Here is a 16,854-nt window from a genome sequence, read left to right as displayed (position 1 = left end):
CTCAATGAGCATATGGAAAGAGAAAGGCCTCGCCGAAGCGAGGCCTTTTCCGTATAGCGATGCGGTGAGAGTTAGACCGTCGGCTCCCAGCCCTTTTCGTAGGTGCGCTTGCGCTTTGCCGTAGCGGCGGGATCGTTAACGAACATGCCTGTCTCCGGATTTACCTTCAGTTCCTTCTTCAGGTCGTAAGCAACGTTTGCCATCAGCAGCGTGCCCACGGAGCGAGCCGCGTCTTCAATGGGCTGATCCTGCTTCGTGCTGCTGTCCTTGATGCAGTCGAGCCAGTTCTTGAAGTGGACGTCGGTCATGCTGTCGCGGCCCACGGTATCCATGCTGCTGGTCTTGCCAGCCTTCGGCACCTTCCACTCCTTCACGGTCTTGCCCTTCAGGTCGTGGATTTCGTAGCCGTCGCGATCAATGATCACAGTGCCTTCCGTTCCCACCACGGCAGTACCGCGATCACGACCCCAGTACTTGAGATGGTTGCAGCACAGGCACTCCCACTCAATCAGCTTGTTGTCATACTCAAAGCTGGCGTTCAGGGTGTCGTAGAATTCCCAATCGTCCTTGTAGTGGTAACGGCCACCAGAGACCGAGACGCGCTGCGGATACTTCACATCCAGGAACCAGCGTGCCACGTCCAGTTCGTGCGTGCCGTTGTTCAGCGCTTCGCCCGTACCCCACTTGTGGAACCAGTGCCAGTTGTACGGATGGATGTTGTCCTTGTACTCCTGGCGCGGAGCCGGTCCCTGCCACAGGTTCCAGTCGAGCGTTTCCGGCACGGGGATGACCTTACCCACGCCAATGCTCTTGCGCTCGTTGGTGTACCAGGTCTTGGCATAGTAGGCGCGGCCAATCAGCTTGCCGTCGCGGACAGCCTGCACCATCTCGCGCGTGTAGTCTGACGAGTGCTGCTGGTTGCCCATCACCACAACCTTGCCGTACTTCTTCTGCGCGGCGATCAGCAGTTCCGTTTCATGCAGATTCTGGCTGCAGGGCTTTTCCACGTAGACGTGCTTACCCGCCTTCAGGCCGTAGATGGCCAGCGGCGTGTGCCAGTGGTCAGGCGTGGCAATGGTGATGGCGTCCACGTCCTTCTGCTCCAGCGTCTTACGAAAATCTTTGTCTGCCTTCGGCGCAGTACCGAAATCCTTTTCGGTGGCGGCGGCATACTTCGCCAGGATCTTCGAGTCCACGTCGACCACGTGTGTGATGTTGACGGCGGACTCGTTTGCCTTCAGGCTGCTCAGGTGCGCGTAGGCGCGGCTGTTCAGGCCGATCACCGCCACGTTGACGCGGTCATTGGAGCCCAGAATGCGTGCATAGCTGTTTGCGGTGGAGGTGAAAGCAAGACCGGCGGCAGTGGCGACGGCGTTGCGGGAAAATTCGCGGCGCGTGAGCATAATTTCTCCTTGCGGATGCCCATTTTATACACAGAGCAGCCCAATGGTCATACCACTTGCTAATCTTTCTTTCATGGCATTCGGACGTCAACGCGGCACACGCACACCGCTGGACCGGGATCAGTTGATGGAGTACGCACTGAAGTCGCTTGGCGCACGCATGCAAAGCGTCCGTGACCTGCGTCGCAAGCTGTCTGACCGTGCGGAACCGGGACCATCCGGCGCGGAAGCGGTGGACTGGGTGCTGGCGAAGTTGCAGGAGCTGCGCTACCTTTCGGACGACCGCTTCGCCGCAGACTTCACGCGACTCCGCCAGGAAAATCGCAGCTTTGGCCGGCGGCGCGTTCAGCAGGATCTGCAGGCAAAAGGCATCGCGTCGGAAGTGATTCAAACCACGCTGGATGAGGCTTACGAAGGCGTGGATGAACAAGCATTAGTGCGGCAGCATCTGGAGCGCCGACGGATTCCCGCACCCACAGACGAGAAGAGCACCGTCCGCGTTCTGCGCCGGTTAACGGCTGCTGGCTTTTCGTCGAAAGCCATCTTTGCAGTCTTGCGAAGTTTGAAGAGTGGCGAGGACGCCCTGAATCGCGCAGAAGCAGACGCATCCGACGATCAGTCCTAAGCAGCATCCAATCAGAATGATGCAACCCTCCACCATCATTGCCATCGACTGGTCCGGCCGCGTGGATACGGCTGGGCAGCGCCGCCACATTGTTGCCGCAACATGGCGTGATGGGAAAGTCCGCGTGGAGAGCGGCCGAACCCGCGACGAGATTGCGGAGTGGCTGATCGCGCAGTCAAAAAAGGATCCCGCAATGGTGGTGGGATTCGATTTCTGCTTCAGCTTCCCGGCGTGGTTTCTGCGCGAAGTGGGTGTCACGAGTGCGCCAAAGTTCTGGCATGTGGTCGCAGAGCATGGTGAACGTTGGCTGTCCCGCCAGAACGAAGACCGCCGTTTCTGGGGCAAGCCCCACAAGCGTCCAGCGGAGTTCAGCGGCGAGCAATTGCATCGGATGCTGCGGGCGACGGACATTGACTGCAAGCTGGTGGCGCACATTCCCGAGGAGGAGCGTGCACTGCGCGTGAAGGGCATCACGCCAAAATCGGTGTTTCAGATCGGCGGTTCGGGGTCGGTGGGAACGGCCTCATTGCGCGGCATGAAGACGTTGCAGCGACTGCATGAAGCTGGCTTCCGCATCTGGCCATTTGATCGACCAAAGGCAGGCGAGCCTCTGGTGGTGGAGATGTATTCACGACTGAACACTGGCCCCGTGCACAAGTCGAACGCGACTGCGCGAGCGGATTACCTGGCGCGCAAACGAACGGAAGATGCGGCATATTCACGGCTCGGGCCAGCGGCCATTGCAAAGGCGAAGGCCAGCGAAGATGCGTTCGATGCACTGATTTCCTGCATGGTGATGGCGGAACATCGTGATCAGTTTTATGCGTTGAATCAGCCGCGCGATCCCAACTATGCGTTGGAAGGATGGACCTGGGCACCGCCGCCTTCTGCGCGGTGATCCTTCATGAGCATGGCGGCGTTCTGGCTGCGAGTGATCTGCTTTTCGCGATAAAGAAGAATGTCGCTTGCATGCAGAAGATCCTGCACCGTCATGTCGTGCTTGGAAGAAGTAGCCACTCCGATGCTGACCTGAATACGAAAAGGCGTGTCATCCACGGCAAGCAATGTGCATCCGGCAACACTCTGTCGGAGCTGGCTAGCGATCCATTCGGCGTTGTCTTCTCCACATTCGGGCAGTAGGACGAAGAACTCATCGCCACCGTGCCGGGTGATCACATCATCGGTCGGCCTCAGCATGGACTGGAGAATCCCCGCCACGGCGCGCAGCGCTGCGTCGCCCGCCGCATGGCCCATGGTGTCGTTGATCTCCTTGAAGCGATCAATGTCCATCATCAGGGCGGAGCAGGGCTTTTCCTGGCGGATACACCGTTGCAACTCGCGATGCGCCACCACCTCAAGCGCACGTCGGTTCAGCAGCCCGGTAAGGGGATCGGTCATGGCAATGCGTTCCATCTCGTGCCGAGAACGCAAAGCCTCCATGCCCAGAAAGCTGCCACCTAATCCCACCACAATGATCATGCCCGCATAGGCCAGCCAACGTGAATGGAAGGCATCCGTCAGGATGTCATTGGTGCGCAGGCCGAAGACCAGAACATGGAGAAGCAGGAACATGGCCATGGCAATGTTGGCCAGTCGCGTGGGGCTTTCCCTGTGGTGCAGCAGGAACCAGATGTTGACTGCTTGCATTGCGGGGATAGAAAGAATGGCTGGGGCACGGTGCAAAGGTGAATCTGGGAAGAAGAAACTCAGAACGACAGTACCCAGAAGACAGACCGTGCTGATACTGACCATCCAGGGGAGGGTGCGGCGTATGCTTTGTCGTGTTGCAAACCCGATGGCTGTGTGTACAAGACTCGGCGTCGCGACGAAGAGAAAAACGCCGGCCCAGTGAAGTGCATCGGAACGGGTGCTCAGGGCTACCAGGCCAGCGCCACCGCAGAAGCAGCTTGCGGCAATCCAGTACGCGGTGCGATCTGTCTTCTGCGTCTGAATGGCGCGGTACAGCAGCGCCACAGCGAAACCTGTGGAGAGCAGCAACAGACCGTACATGCGGTAGATCGACAGGTTTTCCATTGGAGAAGACAGACAAAGAAGAAAATAAAAAGCAGACAAAGCCTAACGGCAACCGACTCTATCTTCCGGTTCGTTATGGAAGAGTGTCAATTGTTTGTTTTTGTTACCTTTGGCCCCAGATATGGGTAACTAAGCGTTGTAGGGCTGAACGCGGCGTGGACCGGGGGCCTGCATTAGCTGCGGCTTCATCTCGGCAGCGCTTTCGGAGCGTAACGCCTGCTTTTCCCGGTAGAGCATGACATCGCTGCCGTGGAGCAACTCTTCCAGCGAGGCATTCTGCCCTTGGAGGGTGATGCAGCCAATACTGGTGCTGATCGTGAAAACGACTTCGCTCATCGTCTTCAGTCGCATTGCCTCAATGGCGGCCTTTAATCGCATGACGATTTCGCTGGCCTGAGATTCACTGCAGTCCGGCAGCAGGACGAAAAACTCGTCACCGCCCAACCGTGTGGCGATATCGGTAAGACGAAGTGTCTTTTGCAGCGTTTCCGCTACGGCGCAGAGCGAGGCATCACCTGCCGCATGTCCCAACCCATCGTTGATCTGCTTGAATTTGTCCACGTCGATCATGAGCGCAGAGCATGGCAGATCGCGACGCTTGGCGCGCTCTAGTTCGCGAACGGCAAACACATCCAGAGCGCGGCGATTGAACAGTCCCGTCAGCGGATCAGTCATGGCCGAGCGTTCCAGCTCGGCATGCATGCGCAGGTTGCCAATCCATAGATAGCTGAGTGCCAGGCCCGCGATCGTGATGATGCCGCTCCAGGCGTACCAAGCATCGGCCACGTGATACTTCCAGGCCAATAGGATGCGGATGAAGTTCGGCAATGCCTGCAGGATGAAGCAGGCGATCATGGCACGCATAGCCGGACGGATAACCTCATCTTGATTCCGCAGGATGAGATCAATGCAGGCCAGGTACATGACCGCAACAATGGGAACCGCCTCAATGGTGCGAAGCAACACGTTCGGCTGCCACCACGTGTAGTAGGCGTAATTCATCACCGTGGCTACATTCAGAAGCATCAGCAGGACGAAATAGTCGCGCTTCTGTTCAGTGGTTTTAGCGATCGCCCGGTTGGTCAGCGGGCCAAACATCAGGAACAACCCATTGCCGCCCAGAATGGCGAAAACATCAGGGATAATGTCGCGATACGCCTGCAGCCCAAGCCCCAGCCCTGCGCAGAAGTAGGCCGCAGCAAACCATCTGGAGCCCTTATCGCGGCGATTGCGTGACTGGAAATAAGAAGACGCAAGGATCACGCCGCCCAGAAAGAGCAGCAGACCGGCCTGCACCGTGAATAATGTCCGTCGGTCCATGCGTTCGAAAGGCGGCAGCAACACTGTCGTCACGAAGCCGCGAAAAACGCCGCCCCGAATGCAGACAGGCAGATGGCACAGTGTAGCACTTCAGCGCGAGCCAATTCCGCGCAATTCCGTACACCCGCCCAGTCTTTTCACGTTTTTGAAAAGGGCTAGTCCCGATTCAGGAAGCAGCCCCACTCACTCAGCGCAACGGGCGCCGCACAGCGAACACTCAGCCGTACCTCGCTCGCCTGAACAGGAGCTTCCAACCGCACAATGCGGCAGTTGCCAATGCTCTCACCAGAACCCACACGCACCCACGGTCCGTTTCCGTCGCGCACCTCCAGCACGAAGGAGCGGACGCGCTGGCCCATGCTGATCTCCTCCCGAAGCCGGAACAGATTGAGTTCCTTCCTGCCTGCAAACGTCGCTGTAACAGTCCCTTCCGTAACGTTGTCCGCGGTGCTCCAGAAAGTGTCAGGCAGACTGTCCACCAGCTTTGCAGGGGAGCAGCTGGCCGAACGCACATTCGATGCAGTCAACTTCGCGCCCCGCAGCAGGTTGGTGGCAAACATCTTCTGAACGCGTTCGGCAAAGCCGTACAGAACATCCGCATCCACATCCGCAATCAGGCCGCGCGTATCCGGCGGAATGTTTAGCAGCAACCCCGCGCCATGGCCCACCGATTTTTCATAGATGTTCAGCAGCGTCTCGACAGACTTCGGCTTCTCTTCCGGGTGATAGAACCAGCCCTTGCGGATAGAAACATCGCACTCCGCCGGAATCCACTCTTTGCCGTCCGGCGAGCCAGCGCCCGAAAGCTTGGTATCCACGTCGCCCGGAACAGCTGTACCGTCATGCTTCTCGCTGAGCAGAGTGACCGTGTTCCAGCAGTCTTCCGCGGCGATGCCACGCTCGTTCCCAACCCAGCGAACGTCCGGGCCAGCGTCACTAAAAATGACAGCTCCCGGTTGCAGCTTGCGGACCAGCGCCCACGTTGTCGGCCAGTCGTAATACGTGTGTTTGTCGATGGTCCGCTTTTCACGCGCGCCGCCGTAGTAGCCATCGCCACCATTCGCGCCGTCAAACCAAACCTCAAACACCGGCCCATACTGCGTCAGCAGTTCGGTGATCTGCTGGCGGTAGGTCGCAATATATTCCGGCTTGCCGTAGTTGGCGTTGTTGCGGTCCCACGGCGAAACATACACACCAAACTTCAAGCCATGCTTCTTCGCCGCTGCAGAAATGTCGCGAACAATATCGCCCTTGCCGTTCTGAAACTTGCTCTTGCTGATGTTGTGATCGGTAGACTTCGTGGGCCACAGGCAAAACCCATCATGGTGCTTGCAGGTCAGAATCACACCCTTAATGCCGCCCTGCTTCAGCGTCAGCACAATACTGTCCGCATTGAACTCGGTAGGGTTGAAGATGTTGGGGTCTTCATCACCCAACCCCCACTCGCGCCCCGTGAAAGTGTTCACCGTGAAGTGAAGAAACGCGGTGGTCTCCATGCGCTGCCAGCGAAGCTGGCGCAGCGACGGCGTAGGGCCGAACTTTGTAGGCGCACCCGAACCTTTGGACTGTGCTGCGGCTGCTACGCCCACCGCCAACCCACCACTAACAAACATCCGCCGGTTCAAACGCATCGACACCATCACCTCACCAGGATGGTTTCCATGCTACGGCACAAACCACAGCGAAGCTCATACGGTCGAAGACCGTCATCCTGAGCGAAGCCGAAGGACCTGCATTTCCTTTCCCTGACTTGAATGCACATGAAAACCGGAGCGGATGCTCGTAGGATTTGGAAACCCATACTCACTGCTAGACTTTATAGGTCATGCAATACCGTTCCGGAAGCCAGATTCGCGAAGATTTTCTGCGGTTTTTTGAGGGCAAGGGCCATCGCCGCATCCACTCGTCGTCGCTCGTGCCGCACAACGACCCAACGCTGCTCTTTGCCAACGCGGGTATGAACCAGTTCAAGGACGTCTTCCTTGGCTCGGACGTGCGCACCTATTCGCGCGCCACCACCTCGCAGAAGTGCGTGCGTGCGGGCGGCAAGCATAATGATCTGGAAAACGTCGGCTTCACGCGCCGCCACCACACCTTCTTCGAGATGTTGGGCAACTTCAGCTTTGGCGACTACTTCAAGAAAGACGCCATCGCCTTCGCATGGGAACTGCTCACCTCGCCCGACTGGTTCGGTATCGATAAGGACAAGCTCTACGTCACCATCTTCGAAGGCGACGCGCAGACCCCGCGCGACGACGAAGCGGAGCAGTTCTGGATTGAAGCAGGCGTTCCGAAGGAGCGCATCTACCAGCTCGGCGCCAAGGACAACTTCTGGCAAATGGGCGAAACCGGCCCCTGCGGCCCGTGCTCTGAGATTTACTTCGACCTCGGCCTCGCCGCCAGCGAAACCGGCGAAGACAAACCCTTCGGTGAAGACGACCAACGCTACATGGAGATCTGGAACCTCGTCTTCATGCAGTTTGACCGTCACATCACGCCCGGCGGCCTGCCGGAACTCACGCCGCTGCCCAAGCCGTCGATTGATACCGGCATGGGCCTTGAGCGTATCTCCTGCGTGCTGCAGGGTAAGCTCTCGAACTATGAGAGCGATCTGTTTCTGCCCTTGATTAGGAGAGCGCAACAACTGACTGGTCCTAGTCCTACTGACGAGGACGTTGCCAATGCAGCGATCAGTGATTTCAAGAATGCGGCAAGCCTGCGCATCATCGCAGACCACGCACGCGCTGCAACATTCCTCATCGCCGATGGCGTGAATCCTGCGAACGAAGGCCGCGGCTATGTGCTGCGCAAGATCCTTCGCCGCGGCATCCGTCACGGACGTTTGCTCGGTCAGGAACAGCCCTTCATGCACGAGATGGTCCACGCCGTAGTCGGCGAAATGAAGGTTGCGTATCCCGAACTCCTGGATGCGGAAGATCGTGTAGCAAAAACAGTTTTGCAGGAAGAACAACAGTTCGCACGTGTTTTAGCTATTGGTGCAGTGGCTCTTAATGGTGAGCTGCGGCGTGCAAGAATGCCGCTAGACGAAGAGTTCCTCGTGGATTGGGGCTTACAGCCAGAGAAAGCAATTGGAGCATTGGGGGCTCTTCGCGCCCTGTATTCGCGAGATGTCGACGTCGACCCGATTCAGAACGTCGAGATCATTGGCATGATCGAACCATTCGTCACAAATCGGAGTAACTGGCCCCGGTCATCAGGCGTTTTGATTTCTGAAATCCAGAAACGTAAACCTACGCTAATTGGCAGGGTTGCGTTTCATCTTTACGAAACGTATGGAATGCCGCTCGACTTCATGCAGGACGCAGCGCGTGACGCTGGCATTGAATTCGACATGGACGGCTTCGAGCGTGCCAAGGAAGCAGAACAGAAGCGCGCACGTGCGTCATGGAAGGGCGGATCACAGAAGACCGCATCGCCTGCATTCGCTTCATTAGATAAGACAGAGTTCGTCGGTTACACCGGCCTCCGTGCCGATGGTGCAGAAGTTCTCGCACTGGTGAAGGACGGTGTGGGCGTGCAGACATTGCAGCCGGGCGACACAGGCGAAGTCGTTCTCGATCGCACGTCGTTCTACGCAGACAGCGGCGGTCAGGTAGGCGACACCGGCTGGCTCTTCCCCACCGATCACACCTCGACCATTGCGGAAGTGCATGGTTGCACCAAGCCTGTCGCGGGTGTCTTCGCGCACAAGGTCACTGTGAAGCGGCCCATCGCCGTGGGTGACCGCGTCGATGCAGTGGTCGATGGCGCAGAACGCACCGCCACCACGCGCAACCATACCGGCACGCACTTGATTCAGGCTGCGCTGCGTGAGGTTCTGGGCACGCATGTAAAACAGGCCGGATCGTTGAACAATCGCAATCGTCTTCGCTTTGACTTCTCGCACTTCGCGCAGGTGGCAGATGAGGAGTTGCAGGAGATTGAGGACATCGTCAATCAGCAGGTCTTGGCGAATACAAAGGTAGAAACCTTTGTGGACGTTCCCATTGACGTTGCCATCAACGAGTTCAAGGCAACCGCACTCTTCGGCGAAAAGTATGGCGATAAGGTACGCGTCGTAAAGATTGGCGATTTCTCCACGGAACTCTGCGGCGGCACGCACACCCTGGCTACAGGCGAAATCGGCCTGCTGAAACTCACCGGCGAATCAAGCGTGTCCAGCGGCATCCGTCGCGTGGAAGCCATCACCGGCACCGGTTCGCTGTCTGAGTTCCGCAAGGGATTCGCTCTGGCGAAGATGGCATCGACTCTAGTCGGCGCCAACGATCCCGAAGGCTTCCAGGCAAAGCTCGCCGCTCAGGAAGAAGAGTTGAAGAAGCTGCGCCGCGAACTGGATCAGGCCCGCATGAAGTCCGCCTCGGCCTCCACGGAGAATGCTGCGGATTCCGCAGTGGAAGTGAAGGGCATCAAGGTGCTCGCGCAGAAGGTCAGCGGCCTTGACCGCAACCAGATGCGTACACTCGTTGACACACTGCGCACTCGCCTCGGCTCCGGTGTCGTCGTGCTCGGCGCAGCCACGGAAGATGGCAAGGTCGCTCTCATCGCTGGCGTAACCAAGGATCTCGTCGGCAAAGTACAAGCTGGCAAGGTCGTTGGCGCGGTCGCCGCCAAGGTTGGCGGCAAAGGCGGTGGACGCCCGGACCTCGCGGAAGCAGGCGGAACCGACGCGTCGCAGCTTGATGCGGCACTGGCCTCGGTACCGGATACCGTGGGAGGGCTGATCGCCTAAGTGTTCCCTTCTTAACAGAGGAGCGGTATCGTATCGGCGGAGGTTTTATGGCAGGCAAGTTTGTACTGAAACCAACATCGTCCGGCGGTTACCGCTTCAACCTGAAGGCTGGTAACGGCGAAATCATTCTCACAAGCCAGAGCTACGCGGCAAAAGAGAGTGCTTTGCACGGTATTGAATCCGTCAGAGAAAACGCACAGAAGGATGAGCGTTTTGAACGCCTCACGGACAAGGCTGGTCAGCCCCGGTTCAATCTTCTGGCTGGCAACGGCCAGGTGATCGGCACCAGCGAAAGCTACAGCTCCACTGCAGCGCGTGATCACGGCATTGAGTCTGTAAAGGAAAACGCTCCTAAGGCAGCGGTGGTGGAAGAAGTCTAAGCGCACACAAGTGGCCTGCATGACGCAGGCGGCGGTGGGGTGAAACCTGTCAAGCCCTGTAACCACCCAAATAGAACAAAATAAAGTAAATAGGGTTGGCATGGTATTTCCGCCAAACCTTTAAAATAGAACTAGAGCAAAACGCAGGGCCGCAGCGATGCGGCCCTAACTTCTTTAGAAAGAAGATTTTGCCCCTAACCCTAATGGGCAGACGATTTTACAGCCGCAGAATCCCTAAACCCAATAGAAAGACGATTTTAGAAAAACAGGGGGGAGGGGGGTACCCCACCGGGGAGCGTGTCGGCTTTGCGCGGCTAAAAACAACGTGCGGAGAACGCTCGGCAACTGCAGGCCTCTTTGTCGGCACAGCAGCCATCTGCTAACTCTTCCTGGCGAAGTTCCACATGGCAGACGTTGCATAGCGCAACATGCTTATGCAGTACCGCATCATGCATCTTGTGGCTCACGTCAGTGATCTTGTGCCCGGCATCGTGCATGCGATGTTTCAGTGCGGCCATCACGTCGTGCAACGAATGGTGGTGCGGATGCACTTGCGGGGCATGGGAAATGTTGGTGTCGGGCATCGCAGTACCTCCCGGGCCGTAGCCGTCAACGCCTACGTTGTATTCCCATCGCAATATCTTTGGCTAGTGGATTTTGCTTCCCATAAAGAAATTGTCGGCATCATTTCAGGGTAATCAGCGAAGCTACCCTTCCGGTTTTCGCCACGGAGAACGGCTTTGGACCTCGATACACTGAAGCCGGTTTGGCTTCTTTCGCTCCATTCCGAAGCGCACGATGCGTTGTCGCTGCGGCTCTGTTGTTGCCGTTGGCTCTAAGCGCGGTTGCGCAAAGACCGAGGACGTCCGCAAGTACATCTGCTACAGCGCAGAAGTCGCGTAAGAAGCCTGTCGAGCAGACGCCGTGGCAGATCGCCGAGGCTGCACGCGAGCAGTTGATGGCAATCCCGCCAGAGCAGCGCACCCGCGACGACTACGCGACCGTGATGGACGCCTACCGGCTGATCTATCACGGCAATCCCGCAGACGTGCACGCACCGGAGTCCATCTATAACGTAGGCCTCCTACTCGCAGACCAGGGCATGACGCTGCACGAACCCAGGATGCTCACCGCGGCGATTGGCCAGTTTGAGTTCCTCCGAACGCAGTACCCGCGATCAAGCTTCCGCATCCTCGCATTGCTGGAAGAAGCGCATGTCGCCGCGAATGATCTGCATGATGTGAAGCTGGCGAGGACGAAGTACTCGGCGTTCGTGGAAGAGTATCCGCAGTCATCGCACATCGACGAGGCGCAGGCCGCACTGAAGAGTCTGAAGGCTGGTGTCTTGCCAGTCTCTGCGGACAACGCACAGCCCAGCACGAAGCAGCCGGCGACTGCACAGTCGAGAGGATCGCTGTCGCGCCTGCCGGAAGGAAGCGCGTCCGCGTCCAACGGTGTTCCAGCGGCGACAGTCCCGCATGAGATCCGTGACGCAGCAAATGCCGCAGCATCGCAGTCGTCAGCGCTGCCAGCACTGAAGCCAACAGCGCGCATGCAGGAAGTGGAAGATGCATCGGCGAATGTGCCAACGCATACCCGCAGTGGCTTGGCCACAGTATCCGCAATCCGCCACTGGTCCACCCCCACCTACACACGTGTAGCCATCGACCTCGGCGACGAAGTGCAGTATGAGGCGGCGCGTGTGCCGAACCCCGATCGCATCTACTTTGATCTGCATGGAACCCGACTGGCCCAGGAGTTGAGCGGCAAGGCATTCAGCGTAACGGATGATGGATTCCTGAAGAAGATCCGCGCGGCGCAGTACTCCAACGATGTGGTTCGTGTCGTGCTGGATGTGAATGATGTCACGGAGTATTCGGCCTTCCTGCTGCCGAATCCGTATCGTCTGATCATCGACATTCATGGCGGCGCGAAGAGTTCGACGTCTGCCGCACCTTCTCCTGCTCCAACGACTTCATTGAGTAATAAGCTGCATGGAGACGATCTGCTGCATGCGCCGACAGTGACACAGAGCGCGGCGAACAATGCCAATCGCGCAACAGGTGTGTCGTCGTCCGGAGTTTCGTTGCCGCCTGCTCCCGTTCCTGCAGATACGGCAGCGGTTCCAAGTACGGTTGCCACGCGCAGCAGTAGCCGTGATGTGACGAGTCTGAGCAAGGCTCCTGACACGCAGAAGGCAACGCTGTTGCCGACGAGTAAGCCGATTGCCGTGGTGGCGGATACACGCACCGGCGACATTCCCGTGCCAACACACAAGAACGGCAAACGGAATGAGAAGGCGGTGGAAGCTGCGGAGCCGGGACAGGCGGCTGCCCCCACGTCCGATGGCGCAAGAACACTACAGCGGGCGCTGGGACTGAAGATCAACCGCATCGTGATCGATGCAGGACATGGTGGCCACGACAGCGGCACGCTCGGCGTGGGCGGCATCATGGAGAAAGACATCGTCCTGGATGTTGCGCTGAAGCTGGGCAAACTGCTGCAGGACAAGCTGGGTGCCCAGGTGATCTACACGCGCAGCGATGACACATTCATCCCGCTGGAAACTCGCACTGCGATTGCGAATAAGGCGGAAGCGGATTTGTTCCTGAGCATTCATGCGAACAGCTCGCAGGACGAAACGGCGCGCGGTGTGGAGACGTATTACCTTAACTTCACATCGCAGCCGGACGCGCTGGATGTTGCGGCTCGCGAAAACGCAGTCAGCGACCAGAGCGTGCATCAGCTTGCGGACCTGGTGAAGAAGATCACGCTGAAGGACAAGCTGGATGAATCGCGCGAGTTTGCCGCGGATGTAGATAAGTCTCTGTTTGACGGACTGCATCGTGGCAACGAAGGCCTGAAGGATCGTGGTGTGAAGAAGGCCCCGTTTGTGGTGCTGATTGGTGCAAATATGCCGTCGATCCTGACGGAGATCAGCTTTGTGACGAATCCTCGGGATGCGGCACAGCTGCGAACACCGGAGTATCGTGAACGCATTGCGGAGTCTATCTATAAAGGTGTGGCGCGATACACCAGCGGTCTGAGCAGCGGTTCAGTAACGACCCGGGTTGCGAAGACGTCTTCGCCTGATCCTCGCGGCCAGTAGACGCTTTCTTTTGGGCGATGGTGGTAGTCTCACTTTGAGTGATGCTGCGTTTTTCCCATTTCGCGCTTGTCTCCGCTTTGCTGGTTTCTTCTGCCGTAGCGCAGACGCCGGCGGCTTCCACTCCGGTTTCTGTTCCGCCTGCACCACTGTTGGCCGATCACTTTGGCCCGTGGCAGGCTTCTGCGCCAGCGACTGTCAATGACATTCATTTGCCGGACGATGTAGCGAAGGAACTGATCGTTAAGCGATCGGACGCAAAGATCTACGAGGCGGAAGGAAACAAGGCTGCGGTGTCGGCTGTGGAACTAGCCGATGCGACAGGTGCTTACAGCGCATTCACCTATCTGCGCACGACAGAGATGCGTCCGTGCGCGACGGGCAATAGCCTGGGTGTGGATTGTGCCGTGTCCTCAGGACGGTTGCTGTTCTGGCAGGGAGACACAGTGGTGATCGTTGCACCCGCAGGACTGAAGGGCATTGCTGCGGGTTCGTTCACGGATCTGGTCGGCACGCTGCCGAAGCCAAGCGGAGCAAAGGCAGCGCACCCATTACTGCCGGGCAAGTTGCCTACGGATGGTCTGGAGAAGACCAGCCTGCGTTATGCCGTGGGGCAGAACACGTACGCCGCTGGTGGTGGAGTGATTCCTGCTGCGGCGCTGGACTTCAGTAAGTCACCTGAGATTCTTACCGCGCACTATCGTTCGTCGAAGAGCGGTACAGGGTTGTTGACGTTGATCTTCTATCCCACGCCGACGATCGCAGGTGATCGCATGCGTGCGATTCAGAAGGCAATAGAAGACAAGCAGATGCCTGCGTCGTTCCTTGCGGGCGAACCGCAGATTGCGCGATCAGGACCGATTGTTGCGATTGCCTCCAGCGGCTTTACGGCAAAGGAAGCTGCGAAGCTAGTCGGTGGTGTGAAGTATCAGGCGCAGATTGCCTGGGACAAGCCCGAAGGCTACATGGAGCAGTTCAAGGTATCGAACGCTGCGAGCGTGTTGGTGCAGATCATGATCTTTGTATTCGTGATGTGCGGCGCGGCGCTTGCATTGGGTATTGTGTTCGGTGGTGGTCGAGCTGCCTTCCGTGTATCGCGTGGTAAATCGGCTTCGTCGCTGGCAGATATGGAAGTCATCAGCCTGGGTTTGCGCGGTAAGCCGGAACACAAGCTCGAGTAGCGGATCCCCAATTCTCATACGCCTTTGCGTGAGTGAATAAAAGAGAATAAAAGGCGAAGTTATTCGCGGGTTGTGTAGCGGAATCTATTCATTAAGCCACATGTTTTCAATGGCATGCGATTCTCCTTGACACCGCCTGAAGTAGAGCCATAGACTTTCGCCAGAAAGTTCAGATGGCTTTGCCTCCGTCCGGACTATTCTCCCTGAGAAAAAGCCGCCCGCTCCGCAGGCGGCTTTTTCGTGCTCGATTTTGAGTTGTGGAAACACTGCTTTGAGCGCGATTTGGCACACACGGCAACCCACGATAGAATCACTAAGGAACGCCGACGTAGCTCAGTTGGTAGAGCAGCTGATTCGTAATCAGCAGGTCAACGGTTCAAGTCCGTTCGTCGGCTCCATATGCGTTCCACTCCCTACCCCTCTTCCCTAGAAAACATTGGTTCGATCATCCTGCCCTGAGTGGCTATGTGGGATCGTTCTTATTTGCGATTTGCGTAAGATGGTGTGACTTGAGCAGAGCAAAAGTTGTGGAGCGCACCCGAATGAATCAAAGCCGTCGTAATTTTCTGGCATCGATCGCAGTCGCCGCCGCGCTGCCACCTGCTTCATTCGCAGAAGCTTCTGCCGCTTTACGACCTGCGGCTGCGCTTGCGCAGGACCCTTTGCGCCCACAGTATCACCTGCTCCCAGCTCGCAACTGGATGAACGATCCCAATGGGCCCATTTTCTGGAAGGGCAAGTACCACATGTTCTTCCAATACAACCCTGGTGGCGCCATCTGGGGCGACATGCATTGGGCTCATGCCGTTAGCGAGGACATGATTCATTGGAAGCATCTTCCTGTTGCGCTGGCTCCTACACCCGGTGGGCCGGATGCTGATGGAGTGTTCAGTGGTACCACCTTCGTTAAGGACGGCCGTGTGGGCATGATGTTCACCGGCGTACGGAAGCCAACGCCGGAGGAAGAAGTACTTCGTGGCTCGTCATTGATTGAATCGCAGTGCATCGCGATGGCGGATAACGATGAGCTTACGAGTTTTACCAAGGTGAAGGATGCTGTCATTGCTGCTCCTCCCCCGCAATTGCAGACGAACGGGTTCCGTGATCCATCTCCGTGGAAGCAGGGAGATTGGTGGTATACGCCCATTGCTTCGGGCATTGCAGGTGCTGGGGGTGCCATTCTGCTGTATCGATCGCGTGATTTGCGGCAGTGGGAGTTCGTTCACATCTTTGCGCAACGGCAGCAGTGGTTTGAGGCTTACACGCCGTGGGATGTCTGGGAGTGCCCGGAGTTCTTTCCGCTAGGTGATCGTCATGTGCTGATCTTTTCCACCTATGGAAAAGCGTTCTGGCAGACAGGGCGCTTTGATGCGGAGCGGCTTCTGTTCCATCCGGAACAGCAAGGCATTCTCGATCACGGATCGTTCTATGCCCCCAAGACGCAGCTTGATGCTCATGGAAACCGCATCCTGTGGGGATGGATTCAGGAAGCGCGCTCGTCCGCGGAATATGATGCGGCGGGATGGTCCGGCATGATGTCGCTGCCGCGTGTCCTGACGATGGCAAACGATGGGACGTTGCGCTATCGAGTGGCGGATGAAGCGCTTGCGCTAAGGAAGCTGGAACGAAGTGCGGCGGGAGCAGACGCCACAACGGTGAAGCTGGAAAACTGCTGCGGCGAGGCTCTGTATCGCGTGCATCGGGGTGACAAGGCGTTTCGCCTCGTCTTGCGTGGTGATCGCACGAACGACATCTGGATGACGGTTAGCTATGATCCGGCGCATAGCGAACAGATCCAACTGGACTACCGGCCTTTTGAAACAGCATCGGGCGGAACGTCAGAGGTCCGCCTGCATGTGGATGGATCGGTGGTGGAGATCATTGTGGATGGGCAGATCGCGTGGAGCCGTCGTTTCTACTACAAGGGAGCGCAGCAGGCGGCATTGCTGAAGTGGGAGGGAGACGCGGCGTCGCTGCTTGAGGCGAAGTGGTGGCAGATGAAACCCATCTCTGCAGATCGTCTGACGACCTAGAGCGAGCCATTTAACCGCCTGT

At 57.7% G+C, this 16,854-nt stretch carries 12 protein-coding genes and 1 tRNA gene; 9 read left to right on the top strand and 4 right to left on the bottom strand.

What is annotated here, in order from left to right; all coding sequences use genetic code 11:
* Positions 1 to 71: 71 nt before the first annotated feature.
* Complete coding sequence (locus JAO32_RS16285; RefSeq protein ID WP_334242323.1) at positions 72 to 1,403, bottom strand: Gfo/Idh/MocA family protein; 1,332 nt, start codon at positions 1,401 to 1,403, stop codon at positions 72 to 74.
* Between the two features lie 73 nt (positions 1,404 to 1,476).
* Between JAO32_RS16285 and JAO32_RS16280 the strand changes: the two genes are divergently transcribed.
* Both JAO32_RS16280 and JAO32_RS16275 read left to right on the top strand, forming a co-directional pair.
* Complete coding sequence (locus JAO32_RS16280; protein WP_334242321.1) at positions 1,477 to 2,028, top strand: regulatory protein RecX; 552 nt, start codon at positions 1,477 to 1,479, stop codon at positions 2,026 to 2,028.
* Positions 2,029 to 2,044: 16 nt separating this feature from the next.
* On the top strand, positions 2,045 to 2,926 hold the full coding sequence (locus JAO32_RS16275; protein ID WP_334242320.1) for a hypothetical protein: 882 nt from the start codon (positions 2,045 to 2,047) through the stop codon (positions 2,924 to 2,926).
* Here the strand turns inward: JAO32_RS16275 and JAO32_RS16270 are convergent.
* From JAO32_RS16270 to JAO32_RS16260, 3 genes are all read right to left on the bottom strand, one after another.
* Positions 2,878 to 4,062 (bottom strand): GGDEF domain-containing protein, encoded by a 1,185-nt coding sequence (locus JAO32_RS16270; protein ID WP_334242318.1) that lies wholly within the window; start codon positions 4,060 to 4,062, stop codon positions 2,878 to 2,880. The genes JAO32_RS16275 and JAO32_RS16270 overlap by 49 nt on opposite strands.
* A gap of 129 nt (positions 4,063 to 4,191) precedes the next feature.
* Positions 4,192 to 5,382 carry a GGDEF domain-containing protein gene (locus tag JAO32_RS16265; protein ID WP_334242316.1) on the bottom strand — a complete coding sequence of 397 codons (1,191 nt, stop codon included), beginning with the start codon at positions 5,380 to 5,382 and terminating at the stop codon, positions 4,192 to 4,194.
* A 155-nt stretch (positions 5,383 to 5,537) separates the two neighbouring features.
* Entirely contained in the window at positions 5,538 to 7,013 is a 1,476-nt protein-coding gene (locus JAO32_RS16260) for an alpha-L-fucosidase (RefSeq protein WP_334242315.1), read from the bottom strand.
* A 194-nt stretch (positions 7,014 to 7,207) separates the two neighbouring features.
* Between JAO32_RS16260 and alaS the strand changes: the two genes are divergently transcribed.
* The 7 genes from alaS to JAO32_RS16225 all read left to right on the top strand — a co-directional run bounded on the left by alaS (position 7,208) and on the right by JAO32_RS16225 (position 16,832).
* Positions 7,208 to 10,132: an alanine--tRNA ligase gene (alaS, locus tag JAO32_RS16255; RefSeq protein WP_334242313.1), complete on the top strand. Its 2,925-nt coding sequence runs from the start codon at positions 7,208 to 7,210 to the stop codon at positions 10,130 to 10,132.
* Positions 10,133 to 10,179: 47 nt separating this feature from the next.
* Positions 10,180 to 10,512, top strand: a complete 333-nt coding sequence (locus JAO32_RS16250; protein ID WP_334242311.1) for a YegP family protein — start codon at positions 10,180 to 10,182, stop codon at positions 10,510 to 10,512.
* Between the two features lie 434 nt (positions 10,513 to 10,946).
* Positions 10,947 to 11,210: a hypothetical protein gene (locus JAO32_RS16245; protein ID WP_334242309.1), complete on the top strand. Its 264-nt coding sequence runs from the start codon at positions 10,947 to 10,949 to the stop codon at positions 11,208 to 11,210.
* A 68-nt stretch (positions 11,211 to 11,278) separates the two neighbouring features.
* On the top strand, positions 11,279 to 13,621 hold the full coding sequence (locus tag JAO32_RS16240) for an N-acetylmuramoyl-L-alanine amidase (RefSeq protein WP_334242306.1): 2,343 nt from the start codon (positions 11,279 to 11,281) through the stop codon (positions 13,619 to 13,621).
* A 41-nt stretch (positions 13,622 to 13,662) separates the two neighbouring features.
* Positions 13,663 to 14,799, top strand: coding sequence for a DUF6599 family protein (locus JAO32_RS16235; protein WP_334242304.1), 1,137 nt, complete (start codon positions 13,663 to 13,665; stop codon positions 14,797 to 14,799).
* 322 nt (positions 14,800 to 15,121) lie between these two features.
* Positions 15,122 to 15,197: transfer RNA gene (locus tag JAO32_RS16230), tRNA-Thr, on the top strand.
* A gap of 144 nt (positions 15,198 to 15,341) precedes the next feature.
* The gene (locus JAO32_RS16225) at positions 15,342 to 16,832 is read left to right on the top strand and encodes a glycoside hydrolase family 32 protein (RefSeq protein WP_334242301.1); all 1,491 of its coding nucleotides are present in this window, start codon (positions 15,342 to 15,344) and stop codon (positions 16,830 to 16,832) included.
* Positions 16,833 to 16,854: the final 22 nt, after the last annotated feature.

Source organism: Terriglobus sp. ADX1, assembly GCF_036877645.1.
Classification (GTDB): Bacteria; Acidobacteriota; Terriglobia; order Terriglobales; family Acidobacteriaceae; genus Terriglobus.
Note: the sequence above shows the minus strand (reverse complement) of the source record. Positions and strands in the feature narration are given on the sequence as shown.

Excerpts from the sequence above, each read along its gene's own strand:
- JAO32_RS16285 (WP_334242323.1), bottom strand. The coding sequence starts at position 1,403 with ATGCTCACGCGCCGCGAATTTTCCCGCAACGCCGTCGCCACTGCCGCC.
- JAO32_RS16275 (WP_334242320.1), top strand. The coding sequence starts at position 2,045 with ATGATGCAACCCTCCACCATCATTGCCATCGACTGGTCCGGCCGCGTG.
- JAO32_RS16270 (WP_334242318.1), bottom strand. The coding sequence starts at position 4,062 with ATGGAAAACCTGTCGATCTACCGCATGTACGGTCTGTTGCTGCTCTCC.
- JAO32_RS16235 (WP_334242304.1), top strand. The coding sequence starts at position 13,663 with ATGCTGCGTTTTTCCCATTTCGCGCTTGTCTCCGCTTTGCTGGTTTCT.
- JAO32_RS16280 (WP_334242321.1), top strand. The coding sequence starts at position 1,477 with ATGGCATTCGGACGTCAACGCGGCACACGCACACCGCTGGACCGGGAT.
- JAO32_RS16245 (WP_334242309.1), top strand. The coding sequence starts at position 10,947 with ATGCAGTACCGCATCATGCATCTTGTGGCTCACGTCAGTGATCTTGTG.
- JAO32_RS16250 (WP_334242311.1), top strand. The coding sequence starts at position 10,180 with ATGGCAGGCAAGTTTGTACTGAAACCAACATCGTCCGGCGGTTACCGC.
- JAO32_RS16225 (WP_334242301.1), top strand. The coding sequence starts at position 15,342 with ATGAATCAAAGCCGTCGTAATTTTCTGGCATCGATCGCAGTCGCCGCC.
- JAO32_RS16260 (WP_334242315.1), bottom strand. The coding sequence starts at position 7,013 with ATGCGTTTGAACCGGCGGATGTTTGTTAGTGGTGGGTTGGCGGTGGGC.
- JAO32_RS16265 (WP_334242316.1), bottom strand. The coding sequence starts at position 5,382 with ATGGACCGACGGACATTATTCACGGTGCAGGCCGGTCTGCTGCTCTTT.
- alaS (WP_334242313.1), top strand. The coding sequence starts at position 7,208 with ATGCAATACCGTTCCGGAAGCCAGATTCGCGAAGATTTTCTGCGGTTT.